The sequence below is a fragment of the Variovorax sp. 05L425 genome (genome assembly GCF_056397705.1).
In genome coordinates this window covers 1-18078 of record NZ_JBFTNY010000022.1, presented here as the reverse complement: position 1 = coordinate 18078, position 18078 = coordinate 1, and the positions used below count along the sequence as shown (strand labels likewise).

The following is an 18078-nucleotide window of genomic DNA, read 5'->3' as shown; positions in this document are numbered from 1 at the left end:
CAGGCTCAGGCCGTCAACGTCTTGCGGAAGCCGATCGAGAGACGGTTCCAGGTGTTGATCACGCCGATTGCGAGGGTGAGGTTCACCATCTCGCTCTCGCTGAACTCGGCGCGAAGGCTGTCGTAGTCGGCATCGGGCGCGCGGCTGGTCGCAATGTTGGTGATGGCCTCGGTCCAGGCCAGCGCGGCGCGTTCGCGCGGCGTGAAGAAGGGCGTTTCGCGCCAGACGGAAACGGCGTAGATGCGGCGTTCCGTCTCGCCCTTCTTGCGCAGGTCGCTGGCATGCAGGTCGACGCAGAATGCGCAGCCGTTGATCTGCGATGCACGCAGCTTCACGAGGTCGAGCAGTGCCGGTTCGAGGCCGAGCTTGCCGACGGCGACCTCGAGTGCGATCAGGCCCTTGAGGGCGTCGGGAGAGGCCTTGTAAAAATCGATCCTTTGTTCCATGGTGTCGCTCCGGTGGTTGGTTGGTTGTTGCGAGTGCCTCCATGCTAAAAACCGCAGCCCCCTTCACGGGCGGCCAATTCCAGCCATTTGCAGGAGGCCAATCGCATGGAGCTGCACGTCGTCATCGACGGTGACAAGGACCTGACCGGGCAGCTTTACCGGCAGCTGAAGGAGGCCATCCGTTCGGGCCGCCTGGCGGCGGGCGAACGACTGCCACCCTCGCGCCTGCTGGCCGAACAACTCGGCCTGTCGCGCAAGACGGTCGGCGAGGCCTATGGCAGGCTCACCTACGACAAACTCCTGGTCGGCCGCGTCGGCAGCGGGACCTTCGTCGCCGGCGACGTCAGGCCCAGGGTGGCGCCGGAGGCCGGTGTGCGTTTTGCCGGCGCCGCGACGGTCGAGCGCTGGCGCAGCATGGACACGCCCTTGCGGCACCCCGCGCCCGCCGGCAATTCGCGCTACGAGTACATCGGAGGCGCACCGGCCCGCAGCCTGTTTCCGCACGCCGACTGGCGCCGTTGCGTTCTGCATGCGCTGCGCGAAGGCACCCGTTCGCGCGGGATGTACGGGCCGGTGGAAGGCCTGCCGGCGTTGCGTGATGCGATCGCGCGGCATGCGGCTTTCTCGAGGGGCGTGCACTGCGGGGTGGACGACATCCTCGTCACCAACGGCGCGCAGCAGGCACTGGACCTGGTGGCGCGGGTGCTCGTCGAGCCCGGCAGCACGGTCGCCGTCGAGGAGCCCGGCTATCCGCCCGCGCGTCTGCTGTTCAGCGCGCAGGGCGCCCAGGTGGCTGGCATTCCGGTCGATGCCGAAGGAATGAGGGTGGATCGGATACCCGACGGCACGCGGCTCATCTACGTGACGCCCGCGCACCAGTTTCCGCTCGGCATGCCGATGAGTGCGCGGCGCCGCGAGGCGCTGCTGGCGCGCGCCCACGAACTCGGCGCCATCGTCATCGAGGATGACTACGACTGCGAATTCCGCTACGAGGGCCGGCCGACCGACTCACTCCAGAGCATGGACACGCAGGGCTGCGTCGCATTTGTCGGCACCTTCTCCAAGACGCTGTCGCCGGAGTTGCGCCTGGGCTACCTCATCGCGCCGCAGGCGATCCTGCAGGCGGTCTGCGTCGCCAAGCACCTGAGCGACTGGCACACGTCGACACCGGCCCAGTCGGCACTCGCGAAGTTCATCGCCGACGGCGATCTGCTCAGGCACATCCGTCGCTGCCATGCGGTCTACGCCGAGCGGCGCGAACGCATCATCCGGCGCTTCGAAGGCGACCTTTCTTCCTGGTTCGAACTCGTGCCGGCCACGGCGGGCATCCACCTTGCGGCGCTGTGCCGGCGGCCGATCGACATGGACATGCTGTTGCGACTGGCGCGGCGCGTCGATGTCGGGCTCTACAGCCTCGACGGGTTCCACCACGCCGGCCCGGCGCGACAGGGCCTGATGATGGGCTTCGGCGCCATCGAGACAGAGGACATCGATCCGTCGCTCGACAGGCTGCGCGACATCCTCGCGCAGATGGCCTGAGGCTGTGATTCAGGCCGCGATTGAATAGCCGCCATCGACCGGAATGGCCGTTCCGGTCACGAAGTTCGACGCCGCGCTCGCGAGGAACACCGCGATGCCGGCGAGATCCTCGGGCTGGCCCCAGCGTCCCGCCGCGGTGCGCGCAATCACGCGCTCGTTGAGTCCCGGCACCTGGGCGCGCGCGCCGTCGGTCAGCTCCGTCTGGATCCAACCCGGCAGTACCGCATTGACCTGTATGTCGTCCTCTGCCCACGATGCGGCCATCGCGCGGGTCAGCTGCACGATCCCGCCCTTGCTGGCGCCATAGGCCGGCGCATAGGGCGCGCCGAAGATCGACATCATCGAGCCGATGTTGATGATCTTGCCGCCGCCGGCCGCCTTCAGATGCGGATGCGCGGCGCGGCAGCAGAGAAAGGCGCTCGTGAGGTTGGTGTCCATCACCTGGTTCCACTCGGCCAGCGCGAGTTGGTCCACCGGCTTGCGCACCGTCGTGCCGGCGTTGTTGACGAGGATATCCAGCCGTCCGCAGCGCGCCGCGAGCTGATCGAACAAGGCCCGCACCGATTCCTCATGGGTCACGTCGGCCGCGAGCGCGAAGCTGTCGCTGCCCAGCGCCTTCAACGCCTCGACCGCGGCCGCCGACTTCTGTGCATTGCGCGCCGCGATCACCACGCGCGCCCCGGCCTTGGCCAAGCCCTGCGCCATGCCGAGGCCGATGCCGCCGTTGCCGCCCGTCACGAGCGCTACTTTCCCCGTCAGATCAAACATCTTGATTCACTCCTTGGTGCAAGTGTCTTACGCCAGCGCAATGATGAGCGGACCGAGCAGCGTGAGAAACACGTTGGCCAGTGCGTACGTGATCGCGAATGGCACGGTCGGGATCGCGTTCTCCGCCTTGTCCAGGACCTCGCCGAAGGCCGGATTGGCGCTGCGCGAACCCGACAGCGCGCCCGCGAAGGTCGCCGCGTTGTCGTAACGCAGAACGTAGCGGCCGATCAGCATCGTGATGATCATCGGCACGATCGTGACCACGACGCCGACCCCGAAGATCGTCAGCCCGAGCTGCCTGATGGTCTCGACCGCCTGAAGGCCGGACGAGAGCCCCACGACCACCACGAAGCTCGCGAGCCCGAAATCCTTGAGCAACTGCACCGCGCCGCCGGGCAGGGCGCCGAAAGTCTGGCGCCTGGCCCGATACCAGCCGAAGAGCAGGCCCGACAGCAACGCGCCGCCGCCGCTGCCGAGCGTCAGCGGAATGCCGCCGATCCTGACGCTCAGCAGGCCGACCAGCAAGCCGACCACGAGCCCCGCGCCGAGGTAGACGAAATCGGTCTTCGTGCTCGGAACGATGACCTCGCCGATGCGCGTCGACACGCGCTTGACGTCCTGCTCCGCGCCGAAGATCGTCACCATGTCGCCGACCTGCACGACGGTGGCGGACTCCATCGGCAGGTCCTTGCCCATGCGGCTGATCCTGATGACGAAGATGCCGTGGCGCGCGCCGCCCGCGGTCTCGTCGCGAATCTGGCCGATCGTCTTGTGATCCAACGCCTTGTTGGTCAGCACGATCTCGCGCTTCTGCATGGTGAGTTCCATGCCGTCGACGTCGTAGAGCTCCTTGCCCACCTTGGAGGCGCCTTCCACCACCGCCGCGCGCCGCCCGACGACGAGAACCACATCGCCCTTGCGCAGCTTCAGTTGTGGGCCGACCTCGATGAACTTGCCGTCGCGCTTGACCTTTTCGACGGTGATGGTTGCGGTGGGATTCTCGTATTCGATCTCGGCCACCGTTCGCTGGAGATCGGTCGTGAGTTCGTAGATGCGGCCCACCAGCGCGGGGGCTGCGGCGTCCTGGTCGGGCCCGAGCACTGCGGCGCCGGCCTGCATGGCGGTCTCGGCCGCGATGGCATCGTCGCGGATCGAGCGGCCCATGAACTTCGGCAGGATGTTGACGCAGATGATGATCGCGCCGAAAGAGCCGAAGACGTAGGTGACTGCATAGCCGATGGCCACGTTGCCTTGAAGGCGCGTCATCTCGTCCGGGGCAAGCCCCAGCTTGGCAATGGCGTCGCCGGCGGTACCGATGACGGCGGACTGCGTCAGGCCGCCCGCCGCAACCCCCGCTGCGAGGCCTTTGTCGAGGCTGTACAGCTTTGCCATGACGATCACGGTGGCGAGGCCAGTGACAGCCATCACGAGGGCGAGCACGATTTCCTTGACCGAGCGCTTGCCGAGCGAGCTGAAGAACTGCGGTCCGCTTTCGAAGCCGACTGCGTAGATGAAGAGCGCGAAAAGCACCGCCTTGACGCCGTCGTCGATCTTCACGCCAACCTGGCTGACAACCACCGCGACCAGCAGCGAACCGGCCACGCCGCCCAGCTGGAACTTGCCGAACTTCAGCTTGCCGATGTAGTAGCCCAGCGCCAGGGAAAGGAAGAGCGCCATCTCCGGTGATCTCTTGAAGAGATCGTGCAGCCATTCCATGAGCGATCCTTCCTGTCTTCAGGTTGATGGGGTCACTTCGCCTGCAGCACGCCGACGATGCCCACGATCAGCGGGCCCATCAACGGCAGAACCACATTCGAAATGGCGTAGGTGATCGTGTAGCCCAGCAGCGGCGTCGTGTTGCCGGCCACATTCTGGATGGCGCTCAACGCGGGTGTGCTGCACTGCTGCCCGGCGATCGCGCCGAGCAGCACCGGTGTCTCGATCTTGAGCAGGCGGCGACCGATGAAGAGCGAAATGCATGCCGGAAGCACCGCGATGGCAATCCCGAGCAGGGGCAGCGCGACGCCGAACTTGCGGATGAGCGTGAGCGCCTGCGGTCCCGAGGCGAGGCCGACGCAAGCGATGAAGGTAGCCAGGCCGATGTCCTTCATCAGTGCGAGCGCGTCTTCGGGAATGCTCAGCCGGTGCGGATTTCTCGCCTGGAACCAGCCGAAGGCAAGCCCGGTGAGCAGTGCGCCGCCGCCGGTGCCGAGCGCGAAGGGAATGCCGCCGATCTTGACGCTGAAGCCGCCGATGAAGACGCCCAGGAGGATGCCCGCCGCCATGTAGCTGATGTTGCTCTTGGTCGACCGGACGACGCGCACGCCGAAGATCGGCACGACCCTCGGCATGTCGGCGGCGGGACCGAAGACCTTCAGCACGTCGCGCTTCTTCAGCTTGAGATCCGGCAGGAGCGGCATCGTGTGGCCGTCGCGGATCACGCCGACGACGTGGACGTTCTGCGGCAGGCGCGGGAGATGGCTGATCTCGCCGATGCGATCGGCCTTCAGGTCGCGCAACTCGCGGTCGACCCACTCGGGCTGGCTGAGCATCACCTCGGCGGTTTCGACCACCACGTCGAAGGCGGCGGTGTCCGCGAACTCCGGGCCCAACTGACTCGCGAGCGTGACCATCGCAGGGCGTTGGCCGAGCACCAGCACCTGGTCGCCGGCTTCGAGACGAAGCGACGACGTGATCTCCAGGATCCGGTCGCCGCGCATTACCCGCTCGATGCCGGCGCGCCGCTGCAGGGGCGCCATCAGTTCCCCCACCGTGCGCCCGTGCGCAGCGGTGACCTGGAACACCCGGCCGACCATCTCGGGTGTTGCCAGCGTGGCTGCATCGTCTTCCCCGCCGCCCATCGCGCGCCAGAGCTTGTCCGCTTCTTCGCGAAGGTTGATGCGCAGCACCAGCGGAAAGATCTGGCTCGTGGTCACCACGATCGCGATCAGGCCGAACACGTAGGTGATCGAATAGGCCGTCACCACGTTGGCCTGCAACTGACGGATCTCGTCAGGCGGAAGCGCCAGCTTGGAGATCGCATCGGTGGCCGTGCCGACCACGGCCGATTCGGTCGCGGCGCCGGCCATCAGGCCGGCGGCCGTGCCCTGGTCGAAGCCGAAGAAGCGGCTCGCGCTGACGACCAGCCCGATGACGACGACGACTTCGACCAGACAGAGCAGTCCCATGCGAAGCCCCTTGGCATCGAGGTTGGCAAAGAATTGCGGCCCGCCGGCATAGCCGAGCGCGAAGATGAAGAGCATGAAGAAGGTGTTCTTCACGCTGTCCGCGAGCGTGATGCCGAGTTGGCCCACGAGCAGCGCAACGATCAGCGTGCCGCATACACCGCCGAGCTGGATGGGGCCGAAGCGGATCTGGCCGAAGGCATAGCCGAGGGCGAGCACCAGGAAGAGTGCGATCTCCGGATGTGCGCGCAGGATGTCGACGAACTCACTGATCACGAACCTGATCCTCCGGTGCCGCCGCTGTCTCGCGGATGAGACTCCCCTGTCCCGGATTCGCCGCCGGGACTGCGGGAATTATTGCGGGAGGCGGGCCCGGCGCCTACGTGCTCCAAGGGGCATTTCTCGATGCACCAAGGTGCAAAAGGGCGCCGGCGATGTCAGAGGATGCGGTTGAACCAGAGCAGCGAAAGCCCCGCCGAAAGCAGCGCCAGGGCAGCCGCGCCCATCGCGAAGAGCGCGGAGATTTCGGTCTCCTTCTTCTCGACGGTGAGGCGCGAACTGAGCGAGCTGTAGACCTTCTTGAGATCGGTCGCCGTGCCCGCGTAGAAGTACTCGGCCGACGTCTTGTTGGCGATCGCCTTGAGCGTTTCCTCGTCGAGCCGCACGCGCATCGACCAGCCCTCGAAGCCGATGGTCTCGCCGTCGACCGTGCCGATGCCCACCGTGTAGACGCGCACGCCCCGATCCGCCGCGGCCTTGGCGGCATCGAGCGGATCAACGCCGGTGGTGCGCTGGCCGTCCGTCAGCATGATGATCGCGGCCGATGTGTAGGAACCCGGCGCGACCGGCGTGAAGTCCTTCGGCTGCGGCTTGCCAGCGCGGTCAAGCGACACGCCGCGCTCGCGGGGTTGCGGGCCGAAGTCGGAGATGTCGATGCCTGCGTCCGGGAACAGCGTGGCCAATGAGACGACGATGGCATTGCCGGTCGCGGTCGCCCGCTGCAGCTGGAAGGAGTCGATCGCCGTGACCAGGTCCTCGCGGTTGGTGGTTGGCAACTGCGCCACCTGCGCGCTGCCGGCGAAGGCGACGACGCCGACCTTCACGGTGCGCGGCAACTCCTTCAGGAAGCTCTTGGCCGCCTCTTGCGCGGCCACCAGCCGGTTGGGCTGGACGTCGGCCGCGCGCATGCTGCCGGACACGTCCATCGCGAGGATGATGGTCTGCTGGTTCGACGGCAGCACCACCACCGCCATCGGCCGCGCGGCGGCGATCAGCATGGCGGCCAGCGCCAGCATGAACAGGAGGGGAGGAACGTGACGGCGAAAGGTCTGGCCGGTGCTCATGGCCTCGCGCACGATCGACAGGCTGGCATAGCGCAGCGCCAGCTTTTTCTTGCGGCGTATCAGCCACAGGTACAGCAGCACCAGCAGCGGTAGTGCCAGCAGCAGCCAGAGGAATTGGGGCCACAGGAAATTCATGCTGCCACCGCCTTGGAGTTGGACGGCCCGGTACGCACGCGGCGCTTGCGCATGTCGGCGAAACGCACGATGGCTTCCACGAGGTCGTCGTCGGTCGAAAGTTCGAGCGTATCGACGCCGATCTTCGCCAGCGCCGCGCGCAGTGTGGCTTCGCGTTCCGAGGCGATGCGTGCGAAGCGCTTGCGGAAGCCCGCGTCATGCGTGTCGACCCAGAGCTGCTCGCCGGTTTCGGCATCGCGCAAAGGCACCAGTCCGAGGTCGGGCAGTTCGAGTTCGAGCGGATCGAAGAGGCGCACCGCCACGACGTCATGGCGCTGGACCAGATGCGCGAGCGGCTTTTCCCAGCCGGGCTCGCTCATGAAGTCGGACACCACGAAGACGGTCGAACGGCGCGGCGTCAGCACGGCGGCGGACCGGAGCAACTCGGCGAGGCGGGTCATGCCCTTCTGATCGGGCGCGACCTTGGCCGCGCGCCGCTCCATGGCGTGCAGCAGGTGCAGCACATGCCGCCGGCCGCAGCGTGGAGGAATCACCGCCTCCACGTCGTTGCCGTAGACCATCGCGCCGACGCGATTGCCGTGGCGCGTGAGCAGCCGGGCGATGACCCCGACGAAGCCGGCCGAGATCTCGCGCTTGGCCCGGAGGCCCGAGCCGAAATCGACCGAGCGGCTCAGGTCGAGAACGAACCATGCGGCCATCTCGCGGTCTTCGGTGAAGACGCGCACGTGCGGGGTCTGCAGGCGCGCGGTCACGTTCCAGTCGATGTGCCGGACGTCGTCGTGGTGCTGGTATTCACGCAGGTCGGCCAGATCGAGGCCGGCGCCGCGCATCAGCGTGCGGTAGTCGCCCTGCAACAGACCGTCGAGTCGGCGGATCACCGTCCATTCGAGTCGGCGAAGCGCGCGCTCGACGCCGCTCGCCGCGGCATCGGCCGCCGCGAGCGCCTCGTCATTGGCCGCTTTCGCGCGCCTAGGCCACCAGCTTTTCATGTTCGAGCGGTTTGGCGGGTGCGGGCACTGCCCTCATGATCCTGTCGATCAGGCTGTCGGGCGTCAGCCCTTCGGAGAGTCCTTCGTAAGACATCGTCACGCGATGGCGCAGCACGTCGGGCACCAGCGCGGTCATGTCCTCGGGCAGCGCATAGCTCCGGCCTCGCAAGAGGGCCAGGGCGCGCGCGCCTTCGGTCAGGTTGATGCTGGCGCGGGGACTGGCGCCGAAAGTGATGAAGCGGCGCATGTCCTTCAGTCCATGCCGCTCGGGCGTTCGGGTGGCTGACACGAGCCTGACCGCGTACTGGATCAGCGAAGGGTCGACGTACACGCGGCGGGCTTCGGCCTGCAGGGCCGCAAGCTGGTCGGTGGTCGCGACCGCGGCCGCCTCGACAGGCGGTCCGATCACGCGCTCGACGATCACGAACTCTTCCTCGTCGCTCGGGTAGTCGACCAGCACCTTCATCATGAACCGGTCGACCTGCGCTTCCGGCAGCGGGTAGGTGCCTTCGGTCTCGATCGGGTTCTGCGTCGCCATCACGAGGAAAGGACGCGGCACCTTGTGCGATTCGCCGGCAATGGTGACCTGGCGTTCCTGCATCACTTCGAGCAGCGCGCTTTGCACCTTGGCCGGCGCACGGTTGATTTCGTCGGCCAGCAGCAGGTTGGCGAAGACCGGGCCGAGCGAGGTGCTGAAGTCTCCCGTCTTCTGGTTGTAGATGCGCGTGCCCACCAGGTCCGCCGGGACCAGGTCGGGCGTGAACTGGATGCGCTTGAACCGCCCGCGCACGGTGTCGGCCAGCGTCCGGACCGTGAGCGTCTTGGCCAGGCCCGGCACGCCCTCGACCAGCAGGTGCCCTCCCGCCAGCATGGCGACCATCACGCGTTCGAGGAATCGGTCCTGCCCGACGACGACGCGCTTGACCTGATAGAGGATCTGCTCCATCAGCTCGGCCGTGGCAGCGGAAGTCGGTTCGGTCTCTGTGGTCATGCCTTTTGCTTTCTTCGAGTGATCGGAATCAGAAGGGCTCAGAAGGGTGGTGAGCCGGCGGCGGTTGCGGCGTTCTCGATCGGCACTGCAAAACCGATGCCGATGAAGGTGCGCTGCTGGGTCGGGTTGAGGATGGCCGTCACGATGCCGAGCACTTCGCCGTTCATGTTGACGAGCGGGCCGCCAGAGTTGCCGGGATTGGCCGCGGCATCGAACTGGATGAGGTTGCCCAGCTCCTGCTTGCCCTCGGGCGAGCGGAACGAGCGATTCAGTCCCGACACCACGCCCGCGGAGACCGAGGGTCCGATGCCGAACGGGAATCCGACCGCCGCGACCTGATCGCCGGGCTGGAGGTCCGCAGTCGAGCGCATCGTGGCCGGAATGAGGTCGTCGGGCAGTTTCTGCGCCTGCAGCACCGCGAGGTCGTTCTCGGGCTGCACGCCGGTGATGGTGGCGGCCGACTCCAGCCCGTCGGCGAAGGTGACGTGGATGGACTCCGCGCCGGCGACCACGTGCAGGTTGGTGAGGATGATGCCCTTGTCGACGATCACGACGCCGGTGCCGACACCGCGCTCCACGAGCTGTCCCGGGCCCTCGTCGGGAGGGGCTTCCGGCGGCTTGCCCTTGGCAAGGTTGCGCCCGCGCTTCTCGGTCTTGGCGTCGGGCGTGGTCTTCTCGGTGCCGTAGCCCACCACGCGCACCACCGACGGCCGAATGATGTCCGCTGCCTTGGCGGCAGGCGAGGGGAGCGTCGTGGTCTGCAGCGTGCGCAGCACCGCTGCGTCGATGTCCTTCTGCGTGAGCGTGCGCGTGGCCTGGTGCGGCCATAGCATCGCACCGCCGGCGCCGAGGCCCACGCAGAGCACGAGCAGCGCTGCGAGGCTCCGGCGCCCGGGTTGCCAGCGCCTGGCGGCAACCCGGGCGGGCGGCATCGGGACCGACGTGCCCGCCCCGTCGTGCGAATCGGAGGTGTCGGACGCGTCGGAAGTCTCCGGTGTTTCAGGCGCGCCGGGCACGGCCGCATCCTGCGGCCCACGGGGCGAGCGGCTGTAGAAAGCTGGCCTGCGCATCGGGCACCTCCGGCAAAAGAGAACGCTTGAGGAGGCACGGTAGCACGCTTTCCGCGGCTGTGCATCCGTTCGGGCATCATCGCAAGATGGTCGCCTTTGTCGATACCCATTGCCATCTGGACGCGCCCGAGTTCGGCGCCGAAATGCCCCGGATCCGGGCGCGCGCGGCGAGCCTGAACGTGGCACTTTGCGTCATCCCCGCAGTGGCAGCGTTCAATTTCGAGACGGTGCGCGAACTGGCGCATCTTCAGGGCGACGCCTATGCGCTCGGCATCCACCCGATGTGCACCGGCCAGGCCTTGGACGAGCACCTGGCGCTGCTCGATGCCGAACTCGAACGGCGGCGCGACGATCCCCGGCTGGTGGCGGTCGGCGAAATCGGGCTCGACTTCTTCGTCGAAGGACTGGACCCCGACAGGCAGGCGCATTTTTTTCACACTCAGTTGCAACTCGCACGCAAGCACGATCTGCCGGTGATCATTCACGTGCGCCGTTCCGTGGACAAGGTGCTCAAGCACCTTCGTCAGGTGGCGCCGGGGCAGAAGTGGAAGGGGATCGCGCACGCCTTCAACGGCAGCGAGCAGCAGGCGCAGGCCTGCATCGAACTGGGCCTCAAGCTGGGCTTCGGCGGTGCGGTGACCTTCGAACGCGCGCTCCAACTGCGCCGCCTCGCGGCCACGCTGCCGCTGGACGCGATCGTGATGGAAACCGATGCACCCGACATCCAGCCGCACTGGCTCTACCGCACGCAGGCCCAGCGCGACGCCGGCGAGCCCCAGGGACGCAACGAACCGGGCGAGCTGCCGCGCATCGCCGCAGTCGTGGCGGAACTGCGCGGCATCCCGATCGCGGTTTTGGCCGGGGCGACGACGCGCAACGCCGTGGCCGCGCTGCCGCGTCTGTCCGCGCTGATCGGTGTGTCGGATGCGATGGCGCAAGGCGCGTAGGCCAAGCGCTCGACTTGCGTTTGCCGGGCGTCGAGGCTGGCGTTCGGTGTCATCCTTTGACTCCGCGACAGCGTTGCGTCAAAGTGACTGGTCTGTCACTGCAATCCATAAAGGAGCTTCCAATGAGCAAAATCATCGTTCGCACCCTGCCGGCCGCTCTGGCCCTGGCCTTTGCTTGCGTGGGCATGTCGGCCGTCGCGCAGACTGAAACCCAGAAGCTGGAGAAGGACGCCGACAAGGCCTGGGATTCGACCAAGAAAGGCACAGAGAAGGCTTGGGATGCCACAAAGAGCGGAACCAAGAAGGCCGCGCATGCGACCGAGAAGGGCGCCAAGAAGGCTGGCGACGCCGTCGGGGACGTGGCCAGCGACGCGGCATCGGGCACGCGCAAGGTCGGTGACAAGATCGGCGAGAAGATTCCGGGCACCGAGCAGAACGAAGCCGCCAAGAAAGCCAAGCCCTGAGCTTTCCCGGCCCTCCAACGAAAAGCCCGCCTGTGCGGGCTTTTTTTCAGGCCGCGGCCGGCGTGACGGTGCGGTGCGCGATCGGTGTTTCCGGCGTCGGATAGCCCGCGGCGCCGAAGGTCTGGACGATGGCGCGGTGCGTGTCGAAATACACCTGCCAGTAGTGGTCCGTGTGCGTGTAGGGCCGTACGGCAAGCAGCGGCCCCTCGGGCGTGAACTGGAGGATCTCGATGTCGGCCGGCTGCTCGGTCGACACATTGGGGATCTTGCCCACCGCCGCCTTGAGCAACTCGATGGCCTTGTTCACGTCGACGCCATTGGCGATCTTGGCCGTGGTGTCGACCCGGCGCCATTTCAGTTGGCTGAAGTTCTGGATCGTCTCCGACAGCACCTTGTTGTTGCCCACGGTGATGATGGTGTTGTCCGGCGAAATCAGCGTCGTGCCGAAGAGGCCGAGTTCCTTCACGGTGCCGGTCGTGCCGCCGCCCACGGTGACGAAATCCCCGACCCCGTAAGGGCGCAGCACCTGCAGGAACACGCCCGCCGCGAAATGCGTGAGCAGGCCGCCCCAGGCGGTGCCGATCGCCAGGCCGGCGCCGGCGAGCAGCACGGCGAACGAGGTCGTCCGGATGCCGAACATGTCGAGGATCGCGAGGATCAGGACGATGGTGAGCACGACCCCGAGGATCTGTACGAGGTAGTTGCTCAGCGTTGCATCCAGCTTCCTGCCGCGCTCGAGCGCCTTGGCCGTCAGCCGCTGCGCGATGCCGATCAGCCATCGCCCGATGACCCAGGCGACGATGGCGCCGATCACTTTCAGGCCAAAATCCACCCCTTGCGTCGTCAGGAAAACCCAGATCGCTTCCGTATTCATGCTCGTTTCCTCACAGGTGCCGGTGCTTCTGCAAACCAGCCATCGTTATGGATAAGCCGACTCCGCGCCCAGGCGACGCGAAAGTCGTGCTCACGGGGCTTGCACCGATCGTGTCTGGCAACACCGCCTTGTTGATCCTCGGCAGCTTTCCAGGCGCCCGGTCGATCGCGCAGCAGCAGTATTATGCGCACCCGCAGAATCACTTCTGGAAAATTTTGCAGGCTCTGTGGCCCGGAAACCCGCTGCCAGCGGGCGAAGATAGCTATCAAAAGCGTAGCAAGTGGTTGGTCGACCGCGGGTTGGGCGTGTGGGATGTGTATGCGAGTTGCCGGCGCGAGGGCAGCCTGGATTCGGCGATCCGCGACGCGGTCGCCAACGACATCGCGAGTCTTCGGCTGCCGAAACTCGCGGCCATCGCCCACAACGGCGGCGAGAGTTTCCGGCACGCCAGGCACACCCTGACGCTGGGCGTTCCGGTTCATCGATTGCCTTCGTCGAGCCCGGCCAACGCATCGTGGAGTTTCGAGCGCAAGGTGCAGGCTTGGCGCGAAGTGTTTGAAAGGTATCTGGTCATCCCATGAAGGTCGCTCTCCCCGAGGTCAACTTCTCCGATTGGGGAGACGTGCGCTATCTGCATCTGGGCACCGAGTGGGTGCAGGGCTCGATGAAGCTCGATGCGCCCTTCGAGATCGAGCTCGAATACGTGCAGCGCATGATGGCGTGGCTGCTCTTCGTCGACGACGCCAGCGTGCCGAAGCGCCATGCAATGCAGCTCGGCCTGGGCGCCGCGAGCCTCACCAAGTTCTGCCGCAAGGCGCTGCGCATGCGCACCACGGCGATCGAGCTCAATCCCCAGGTTGTCGCGGCATGTCGCGGCTGGTTCAAGCTGCCGCCGGACGACGGCAAGCTGGAGATCGTGATCGCCGACGCCGCGACCGAGATCCGCAAGCCGCAATGGCTGGGCACGGTCGATGCGCTCCAGGTCGACCTCTATGACCACGAGGCCGCCGCGCCCGTGCTCGACAGCGAGGACTTCTATGCCGACTGCCGCGCCTTGCTGACCGAGGACGGCTGCATGACCGTCAATCTCTTCGGCCGTTCTTCAAGCTACGAGCGCAGCCTGGAGAAAATCTCGGCCGCTTTCGGCGAAGACGCGATCTGGGCGTTCAAGCCGACGCGCGAGGGCAACACCGTCGTGCTCGCCCAGCGCAATGCGAGCCGGCTGAAGCGTCCCGCGCTTGCCGAGCGCGCCCAAACCATCCAGACTCGCTGGCGCCTGCCTGCCCCGAAGTGGCTCCGGGTGTTCAAACCGCACGAAGCGAAAACCTGATTCATCCATGAGTGCTGTCTCCGCCGCCCCGCACGCCCCGTCGCGCCACGAGGGTCCGCTCGACCTGCGCCACCTGATCGAATGGCTCGCCAAGGACGGCGTCATCTCGCCGCCGGAGGCCAAGCGCACGATCGCACGCTGCGCCCAGGCCGAGAGCCGCCAGCCGCCGCTGGTGCGGCTCGCGAACGTCGCGATGACGCGCGAAAGCGACGGCAAGCCGCTCGACCTGGAGATGCTCACGCAGTGGCTCGCCGCCCGCGCGGGGCTCACCTATCTGCGCATCGATCCGCTGAAGGTCGACGTGGGAAAGGTCGCGGACACCATGAGCGCGGCCTACGCGGAACGGCACAAGGTGCTCCCGGTGCAGGTGACGCCGAGCGAAGTGGTGGTGGCCACTTCCGAGCCCTTCCTCACGGACTGGATCGCCGAAGTCGAGCGCCAGTCGCGGCGATCGGTGCGGCGGGTGGTCGCCAATCCGACCGACATCCAGCGCTACACGGCGGAGTTCTTCGCGCTCGCCAAGTCGGTTCGGGCCGCGCAGAAGGCGGGCTCGAACACGGGCGGCGCCAGCTTCGAACAGTTGGTCGAGCTCGGCAAGAGCACCAAGCAGCTCGACGCCAACGACCAGAGCGTGGTGCAGGTGGTCGACTGGCTCTGGCAATACGCCTTCGACCAGCGCGCAAGCGACATCCATCTCGAGCCTCGGCGTGACCAGGGCGTGATCCGCTTCCGCATCGACGGCGTCCTGCATCCCGCCTACCAGATGCCGATGGGCGTGATGAACGCGATGGTGTCGCGCATCAAGCTCCTCGGCCGCATGGACGTGGTCGAGAAGCGCCGGCCGCTCGACGGCCGCATCAAGACCCGCAACATGCGCGGCGACGAGGTTGAAATGCGCCTGTCGACGCTGCCGACGGCGTTCGGCGAAAAGATGGTGATGCGCATCTTCGACCCCGACACGGCGGTCAAGGACCTGGACGCACTGGGCTTCGCGCAGCACGACGCGCGGCGCTGGGAGCACCTCGTGACGCGGCCGCACGGCATCATCCTGGTGACCGGCCCGACGGGCTCGGGCAAGACCACGACGCTGTACTCGACGCTCAAGCGCGTTGCGACCGAAGAGGTCAACGTGAGCACGGTCGAAGACCCGATCGAAATGATCGAGCCGTCCTTCAACCAGACGCAGGTGCAGCCGCAGCTCGACTTCGGCTTCACCGAAGGTCTGCGTGCGCTGATGCGGCAGGACCCGGACATCATCATGGTCGGCGAAATCCGCGACCTCGCAACGGCGGAGATGGCGGTGCAGGCGGCGCTGACCGGCCACCTGGTCTTCAGCACCCTGCACACCAACGATGCGCCGAGCGCGATCACGCGCCTGATGGAGTTGGGTGTGCCTTCCTACCTGATCAACGCCGTGATGCTCGGCGTGCTGGCCCAGCGGCTGGTACGCACGCTGTGCACGCATTGCAAGGCGCCTGATGAGACGGTGACGCGCGAGAAACTCGCCGAGTTCGTATCGCCCTGGCAGATCAGCGGCTCGGTGCGTGCCTACAAGCCGGTCGGCTGCGTGGACTGCCGCATGACGGGCTACATGGGCCGCATGGGCCTTTACGAACTGCTCAGCGTGACCGAAGCCTTCAAGAGCGAAATCACGAAGGAGCCGAACATGACTTCGCTCAGGCGGCAGGCCGTGGCCGACGGCATGCGGCCGTTGCGCCTGGCCGGCGCGCTGCGCGTGGCCGAAGGAGTCACCACCATCGAAGAAGTGCTGAGCGCGACGCCGCCGCTGGAGTGATCCGACTTCTGGCCCCAGGCCGGAACAAGGAAAAAATTCACACTCGGCGCGGATAGCAACATCGGCATTTTGGATGATTCCCAAAGGGCCGCGACCGTCGCAAAGTGGAGTCTCCCAACGATCCGGGAGATCAAGATGAATTCCGAAGTTTTGACGATTGGCGTGCTGGCACTGGTCGTGGCGGGCGGCTGGGTGATCGACCTCATCAACCAGCATGACACGGCCAAGTTCCGCCGCGAACTGGCCAGTCATCTCAAGAAAGCTTCAGACTCCTTTCACGGCGCGCACTGACGCCGGAGGCTAGGGCCTGTTCACACTACTTCCGGGGTCGCGAAGGTATGCCAGGACGGGTCAATCAAGGCGCGCGACGCCGCATGTGCGTTGGCACATGCAAGGAGCGCAACGCCGAGTGGCCCGTCCTGGCATACCTTCCCTTCGGGTTGTCGTGCAAAGGGGCCGTCTGCGGCGTTGCCCACGCTTGCAAGGCCACAGCCTTGCTGCGCGCGGGCGCCTTGCATCCAGCCCCTTTGCACGGCAACGCGATCCCCGGAAGTAGTGTGAACAGGCCCTAGGCGGCCGCCAGCGCGGCCAGTTGCCGACGCAGCGCTTCGTTCTCGGCCGTCAGTTCGGCCACACGTTGTCTCAGGGTCTGCAATTCATCGAGTTCCGCCGCGTCCTGCGACGTCGCTGCGGGTTCCTCGCGAGGCTTTCGCCGGGATTCGCGGGCTCTCTTGGCTGCCTGCTTCAGTTCATCCTTGCCCGCATTCGCCGCGGCGACCTGCTCCTCGGGAGGCAAGGTCGCCACCGCGGCCGCCGCGTTGATCGAGATGGTGCCGGACTTCACGGCGGCGACCACTTCCGGCGCAGCCTGCTTCTGGATCTTCTCGATCATCACGACCTGATTGCTGCTCAGGCGTGCCGCCTTGGCGAGCGCTTCGCGGCTGTCGAGCGGTGGGTGCGTGCCCGTGTCCGCGACTGCCTCGGCGGGTGCCGCGGAAGACGGCTCGTCGCTGGATGCACCTGCTGCGCGCGTGCGCCTGTCGGCGACGATTTCCCGCTTTCGCAGCGCGAGCACGCCGCGCTGGAAATCCGAGATGCTGCGGCGACCCAGGTGCTGATCGATCATCCACAGGTGCACGTCCTCGATCGATCGGAAGCGCGTGTTCTGCACAGTCTGGAAAGGCAGCTCGTGCTTGCGGCAGATGCGATAGCGGTTGTGGCCGTCGACCAGCACGTCGCCCCAAAGGACGAGCGCATCGCGGCAACCTTCCGCGAGGATGCTGCGTTCGAGCGCTTCCTCTTCCTCCTCGGTCAGCGGATCGATATAGGCTTTGAGTTCTTCGTTGACGACGATGTCCATGGCGTGCGGATTCGGGGGGCGGGCAAAAGGGGCCGCATTGTAGGGAGCCCGGGATAACCCTCGATTTCCGGTAGGTGGAACCCACATCAACCTGACTCTTGGCTGACCACACAATCGCCCATCGAATTCATTCGTGGAGACTGATCGTGAAAATCAAGAGTCAGAAAGACTTCTTCTCGGGGGTGATGTTCGCCGTCGTCGGAGTCGCTTTTGCCTGGGGCGCGACGACCTACAACGTCGGCAACGGCGCGCGCATGGGCCCCGGCTACTTCCCCCTGATGCTCGGCATACTCATGGCCGTTATCGGCCTTGCCATCATGTTCTCCGGCCTCACGGTCGAGACGGAAGACGGCGAGAAGATCGGCAAGTGGGCCTGGAAGCAGGTGGTCTACATCATCGGCGCCAACCTCGCGTTCGGCGTGCTGCTCGGCGGACTGCCGAGCTTCGGCGTGCCCGCCATGGGCATGATCATCGCGATCTACGCGCTCGTGCTGATCGCCAGCCTTGCCGGCAGCGAATTCGATCTGCGCAAGGTGCTCGTTCTCGCAACAGTACTGGCCGTCGGCAGCTACATCGCATTCATCTGGGCGTTGAAGCTTCAGATCCAGGTGTGGCCCACCTTCATTACGGGTTGAGGACGACAAATGGATCTCGTTGCAAATCTCTCTCTCGGCTTTGGTGTCGCGTTCACCTTCACCAACCTGCTGTATTGCCTGGTCGGCTGCATCCTGGGCACGCTGATCGGCGTGCTCCCGGGCATCGGCCCGGTGGCGACCATCGCGATGCTGCTGCCCGCCACCTACGCGCTGCCGCCCGTGTCGGCGCTGATCATGCTGGCCGGC

19 protein-coding genes are annotated in these 18078 nt (G+C 66.2%); 9 read left to right on the top strand and 10 right to left on the bottom strand.

All coding sequences use genetic code 11. The annotated features are described in order from the left end of the window. Nucleotides 1-5: 5 nt before the first annotated feature. Nucleotides 6-446, bottom strand: coding sequence for a carboxymuconolactone decarboxylase family protein (locus AC1DN9_RS22735; protein WP_478103886.1), 441 nt, complete (start codon nt 444-446; stop codon nt 6-8). Between the two features lie 105 nt (nt 447-551). Here AC1DN9_RS22735 and pdxR point away from each other — a divergent pair, with 105 nt between their 5' ends. Then, nucleotides 552-1985, top strand: a complete 1434-nt coding sequence (gene pdxR / locus AC1DN9_RS22730; protein ID WP_478103884.1) for a MocR-like pyridoxine biosynthesis transcription factor PdxR — start codon at nt 552-554, stop codon at nt 1983-1985. A 9-nt stretch (nt 1986-1994) separates the two neighbouring features. Here pdxR and AC1DN9_RS22725 read toward each other — a convergent pair whose 3' ends face one another. The 7 genes from AC1DN9_RS22725 to AC1DN9_RS22695 all read right to left on the bottom strand — a co-directional run bounded on the left by AC1DN9_RS22725 (nt 1995) and on the right by AC1DN9_RS22695 (nt 10466). Beyond that, the gene (locus AC1DN9_RS22725; protein ID WP_478103883.1) at nt 1995-2753 is read right to left on the bottom strand and encodes an SDR family NAD(P)-dependent oxidoreductase; all 759 of its coding nucleotides are present in this window, start codon (nt 2751-2753) and stop codon (nt 1995-1997) included. Nucleotides 2754-2780: 27 nt separating this feature from the next. Then, a complete protein-coding gene (gene aspT / locus AC1DN9_RS22720; RefSeq protein ID WP_478103882.1) occupies nt 2781-4469 on the bottom strand; it encodes an aspartate-alanine antiporter in 1689 nt (562 codons plus the stop codon). A 32-nt stretch (nt 4470-4501) separates the two neighbouring features. Then, a complete protein-coding gene (aspT, locus tag AC1DN9_RS22715) occupies nt 4502-6214 on the bottom strand; it encodes an aspartate-alanine antiporter (RefSeq protein WP_478103880.1) in 1713 nt (570 codons plus the stop codon). 161 nt (nt 6215-6375) lie between these two features. Continuing rightward, the gene (locus tag AC1DN9_RS22710; RefSeq protein WP_478103879.1) at nt 6376-7416 is read right to left on the bottom strand and encodes a VWA domain-containing protein; all 1041 of its coding nucleotides are present in this window, start codon (nt 7414-7416) and stop codon (nt 6376-6378) included. Beyond that, nucleotides 7413-8405 (bottom strand): DUF58 domain-containing protein, encoded by a 993-nt coding sequence (locus AC1DN9_RS22705; protein ID WP_478103878.1) that lies wholly within the window; start codon nt 8403-8405, stop codon nt 7413-7415. Before AC1DN9_RS22705 ends, AC1DN9_RS22710 begins: the two co-directional genes overlap by 4 nt. After that, nucleotides 8386-9396 carry an AAA family ATPase gene (locus AC1DN9_RS22700; RefSeq protein ID WP_478103877.1) on the bottom strand — a complete coding sequence of 337 codons (1011 nt, stop codon included), beginning with the start codon at nt 9394-9396 and terminating at the stop codon, nt 8386-8388. The genes AC1DN9_RS22705 and AC1DN9_RS22700 overlap by 20 nt, the downstream gene beginning before the upstream one ends. 38 nt (nt 9397-9434) lie before the next feature. Next, nucleotides 9435-10466, bottom strand: coding sequence for a S1C family serine protease (locus AC1DN9_RS22695; RefSeq protein ID WP_478103876.1), 1032 nt, complete (start codon nt 10464-10466; stop codon nt 9435-9437). Nucleotides 10467-10552: 86 nt separating this feature from the next. On the opposite strand from AC1DN9_RS22695, the gene AC1DN9_RS22690 reads away from it, so the two are divergent. Both AC1DN9_RS22690 and AC1DN9_RS22685 read left to right on the top strand, forming a co-directional pair. Further along, entirely contained in the window at nt 10553-11413 is an 861-nt protein-coding gene (locus AC1DN9_RS22690) for a TatD family hydrolase (RefSeq protein WP_478103874.1), read from the top strand. Nucleotides 11414-11535: 122 nt separating this feature from the next. Then, nucleotides 11536-11877 (top strand): hypothetical protein, encoded by a 342-nt coding sequence (locus AC1DN9_RS22685; RefSeq protein ID WP_478103873.1) that lies wholly within the window; start codon nt 11536-11538, stop codon nt 11875-11877. A gap of 46 nt (nt 11878-11923) precedes the next feature. On the opposite strand, the gene AC1DN9_RS22680 is transcribed toward AC1DN9_RS22685, so the two are convergent. Then, the gene (locus AC1DN9_RS22680; protein WP_478103872.1) at nt 11924-12751 is read right to left on the bottom strand and encodes a mechanosensitive ion channel family protein; all 828 of its coding nucleotides are present in this window, start codon (nt 12749-12751) and stop codon (nt 11924-11926) included. 47 nt (nt 12752-12798) lie between these two features. Between AC1DN9_RS22680 and AC1DN9_RS22675 the strand changes: the two genes are divergently transcribed. The 4 genes from AC1DN9_RS22675 to AC1DN9_RS22660 all read left to right on the top strand — a co-directional run bounded on the left by AC1DN9_RS22675 (nt 12799) and on the right by AC1DN9_RS22660 (nt 16167). Continuing rightward, nucleotides 12799-13332 carry a DNA-deoxyinosine glycosylase gene (locus AC1DN9_RS22675; protein ID WP_478103870.1) on the top strand — a complete coding sequence of 178 codons (534 nt, stop codon included), beginning with the start codon at nt 12799-12801 and terminating at the stop codon, nt 13330-13332. Next, entirely contained in the window at nt 13329-14081 is a 753-nt protein-coding gene (locus AC1DN9_RS22670; protein ID WP_478103869.1) for a class I SAM-dependent methyltransferase, read from the top strand. Before AC1DN9_RS22675 ends, AC1DN9_RS22670 begins: the two co-directional genes overlap by 4 nt. A 7-nt stretch (nt 14082-14088) precedes the next feature. Then, nucleotides 14089-15876: a type IV pilus assembly ATPase TfpB gene (tfpB, locus tag AC1DN9_RS22665; RefSeq protein ID WP_478103868.1), complete on the top strand. Its 1788-nt coding sequence runs from the start codon at nt 14089-14091 to the stop codon at nt 15874-15876. 135 nt (nt 15877-16011) lie between these two features. Continuing rightward, nucleotides 16012-16167 (top strand): hypothetical protein, encoded by a 156-nt coding sequence (locus AC1DN9_RS22660; protein WP_478103867.1) that lies wholly within the window; start codon nt 16012-16014, stop codon nt 16165-16167. Between the two features lie 277 nt (nt 16168-16444). On the opposite strand, the gene AC1DN9_RS22655 is transcribed toward AC1DN9_RS22660, so the two are convergent. Beyond that, nucleotides 16445-17236, bottom strand: coding sequence for a ParB N-terminal domain-containing protein (locus AC1DN9_RS22655; RefSeq protein WP_478103865.1), 792 nt, complete (start codon nt 17234-17236; stop codon nt 16445-16447). 146 nt (nt 17237-17382) lie between these two features. Here AC1DN9_RS22655 and AC1DN9_RS22650 point away from each other — a divergent pair, with 146 nt between their 5' ends. Together AC1DN9_RS22650 and AC1DN9_RS22645 are read left to right on the top strand one after the other, a co-directional pair. Then, nucleotides 17383-17871 (top strand): tripartite tricarboxylate transporter TctB family protein, encoded by a 489-nt coding sequence (locus AC1DN9_RS22650; protein ID WP_478103864.1) that lies wholly within the window; start codon nt 17383-17385, stop codon nt 17869-17871. Between the two features lie 9 nt (nt 17872-17880). After that, nucleotides 17881-18078 (top strand): tripartite tricarboxylate transporter permease (locus tag AC1DN9_RS22645; RefSeq protein WP_478103862.1); only part of this gene is annotated, 198 nt, incomplete at its 3' end.

What these genes read in the sequence shown, in the direction of transcription:
- AC1DN9_RS22735 (WP_478103886.1), bottom strand. Translation starts at nt 446, where the DNA reads ATGGAACAAAGGATCGATTTTTACAAGGCCTCTCCCGACGCCCTCAAG.
- pdxR (WP_478103884.1), top strand. Translation starts at nt 552, where the DNA reads ATGGAGCTGCACGTCGTCATCGACGGTGACAAGGACCTGACCGGGCAG.
- AC1DN9_RS22725 (WP_478103883.1), bottom strand. Translation starts at nt 2,753, where the DNA reads ATGTTTGATCTGACGGGGAAAGTAGCGCTCGTGACGGGCGGCAACGGC.
- aspT (WP_478103882.1), bottom strand. Translation starts at nt 4,469, where the DNA reads ATGGAATGGCTGCACGATCTCTTCAAGAGATCACCGGAGATGGCGCTC.
- AC1DN9_RS22710 (WP_478103879.1), bottom strand. Translation starts at nt 7,416, where the DNA reads ATGAATTTCCTGTGGCCCCAATTCCTCTGGCTGCTGCTGGCACTACCG.
- AC1DN9_RS22705 (WP_478103878.1), bottom strand. Translation starts at nt 8,405, where the DNA reads ATGAAAAGCTGGTGGCCTAGGCGCGCGAAAGCGGCCAATGACGAGGCG.
- AC1DN9_RS22700 (WP_478103877.1), bottom strand. Translation starts at nt 9,396, where the DNA reads ATGACCACAGAGACCGAACCGACTTCCGCTGCCACGGCCGAGCTGATG.
- AC1DN9_RS22695 (WP_478103876.1), bottom strand. Translation starts at nt 10,466, where the DNA reads ATGCGCAGGCCAGCTTTCTACAGCCGCTCGCCCCGTGGGCCGCAGGAT.
- AC1DN9_RS22690 (WP_478103874.1), top strand. Translation starts at nt 10,553, where the DNA reads ATGGTCGCCTTTGTCGATACCCATTGCCATCTGGACGCGCCCGAGTTC.
- AC1DN9_RS22685 (WP_478103873.1), top strand. Translation starts at nt 11,536, where the DNA reads ATGAGCAAAATCATCGTTCGCACCCTGCCGGCCGCTCTGGCCCTGGCC.
- AC1DN9_RS22680 (WP_478103872.1), bottom strand. Translation starts at nt 12,751, where the DNA reads ATGAATACGGAAGCGATCTGGGTTTTCCTGACGACGCAAGGGGTGGAT.
- AC1DN9_RS22675 (WP_478103870.1), top strand. Translation starts at nt 12,799, where the DNA reads ATGGATAAGCCGACTCCGCGCCCAGGCGACGCGAAAGTCGTGCTCACG.
- AC1DN9_RS22670 (WP_478103869.1), top strand. Translation starts at nt 13,329, where the DNA reads ATGAAGGTCGCTCTCCCCGAGGTCAACTTCTCCGATTGGGGAGACGTG.
- tfpB (WP_478103868.1), top strand. Translation starts at nt 14,089, where the DNA reads ATGAGTGCTGTCTCCGCCGCCCCGCACGCCCCGTCGCGCCACGAGGGT.
- AC1DN9_RS22660 (WP_478103867.1), top strand. Translation starts at nt 16,012, where the DNA reads ATGAATTCCGAAGTTTTGACGATTGGCGTGCTGGCACTGGTCGTGGCG.
- AC1DN9_RS22655 (WP_478103865.1), bottom strand. Translation starts at nt 17,236, where the DNA reads ATGGACATCGTCGTCAACGAAGAACTCAAAGCCTATATCGATCCGCTG.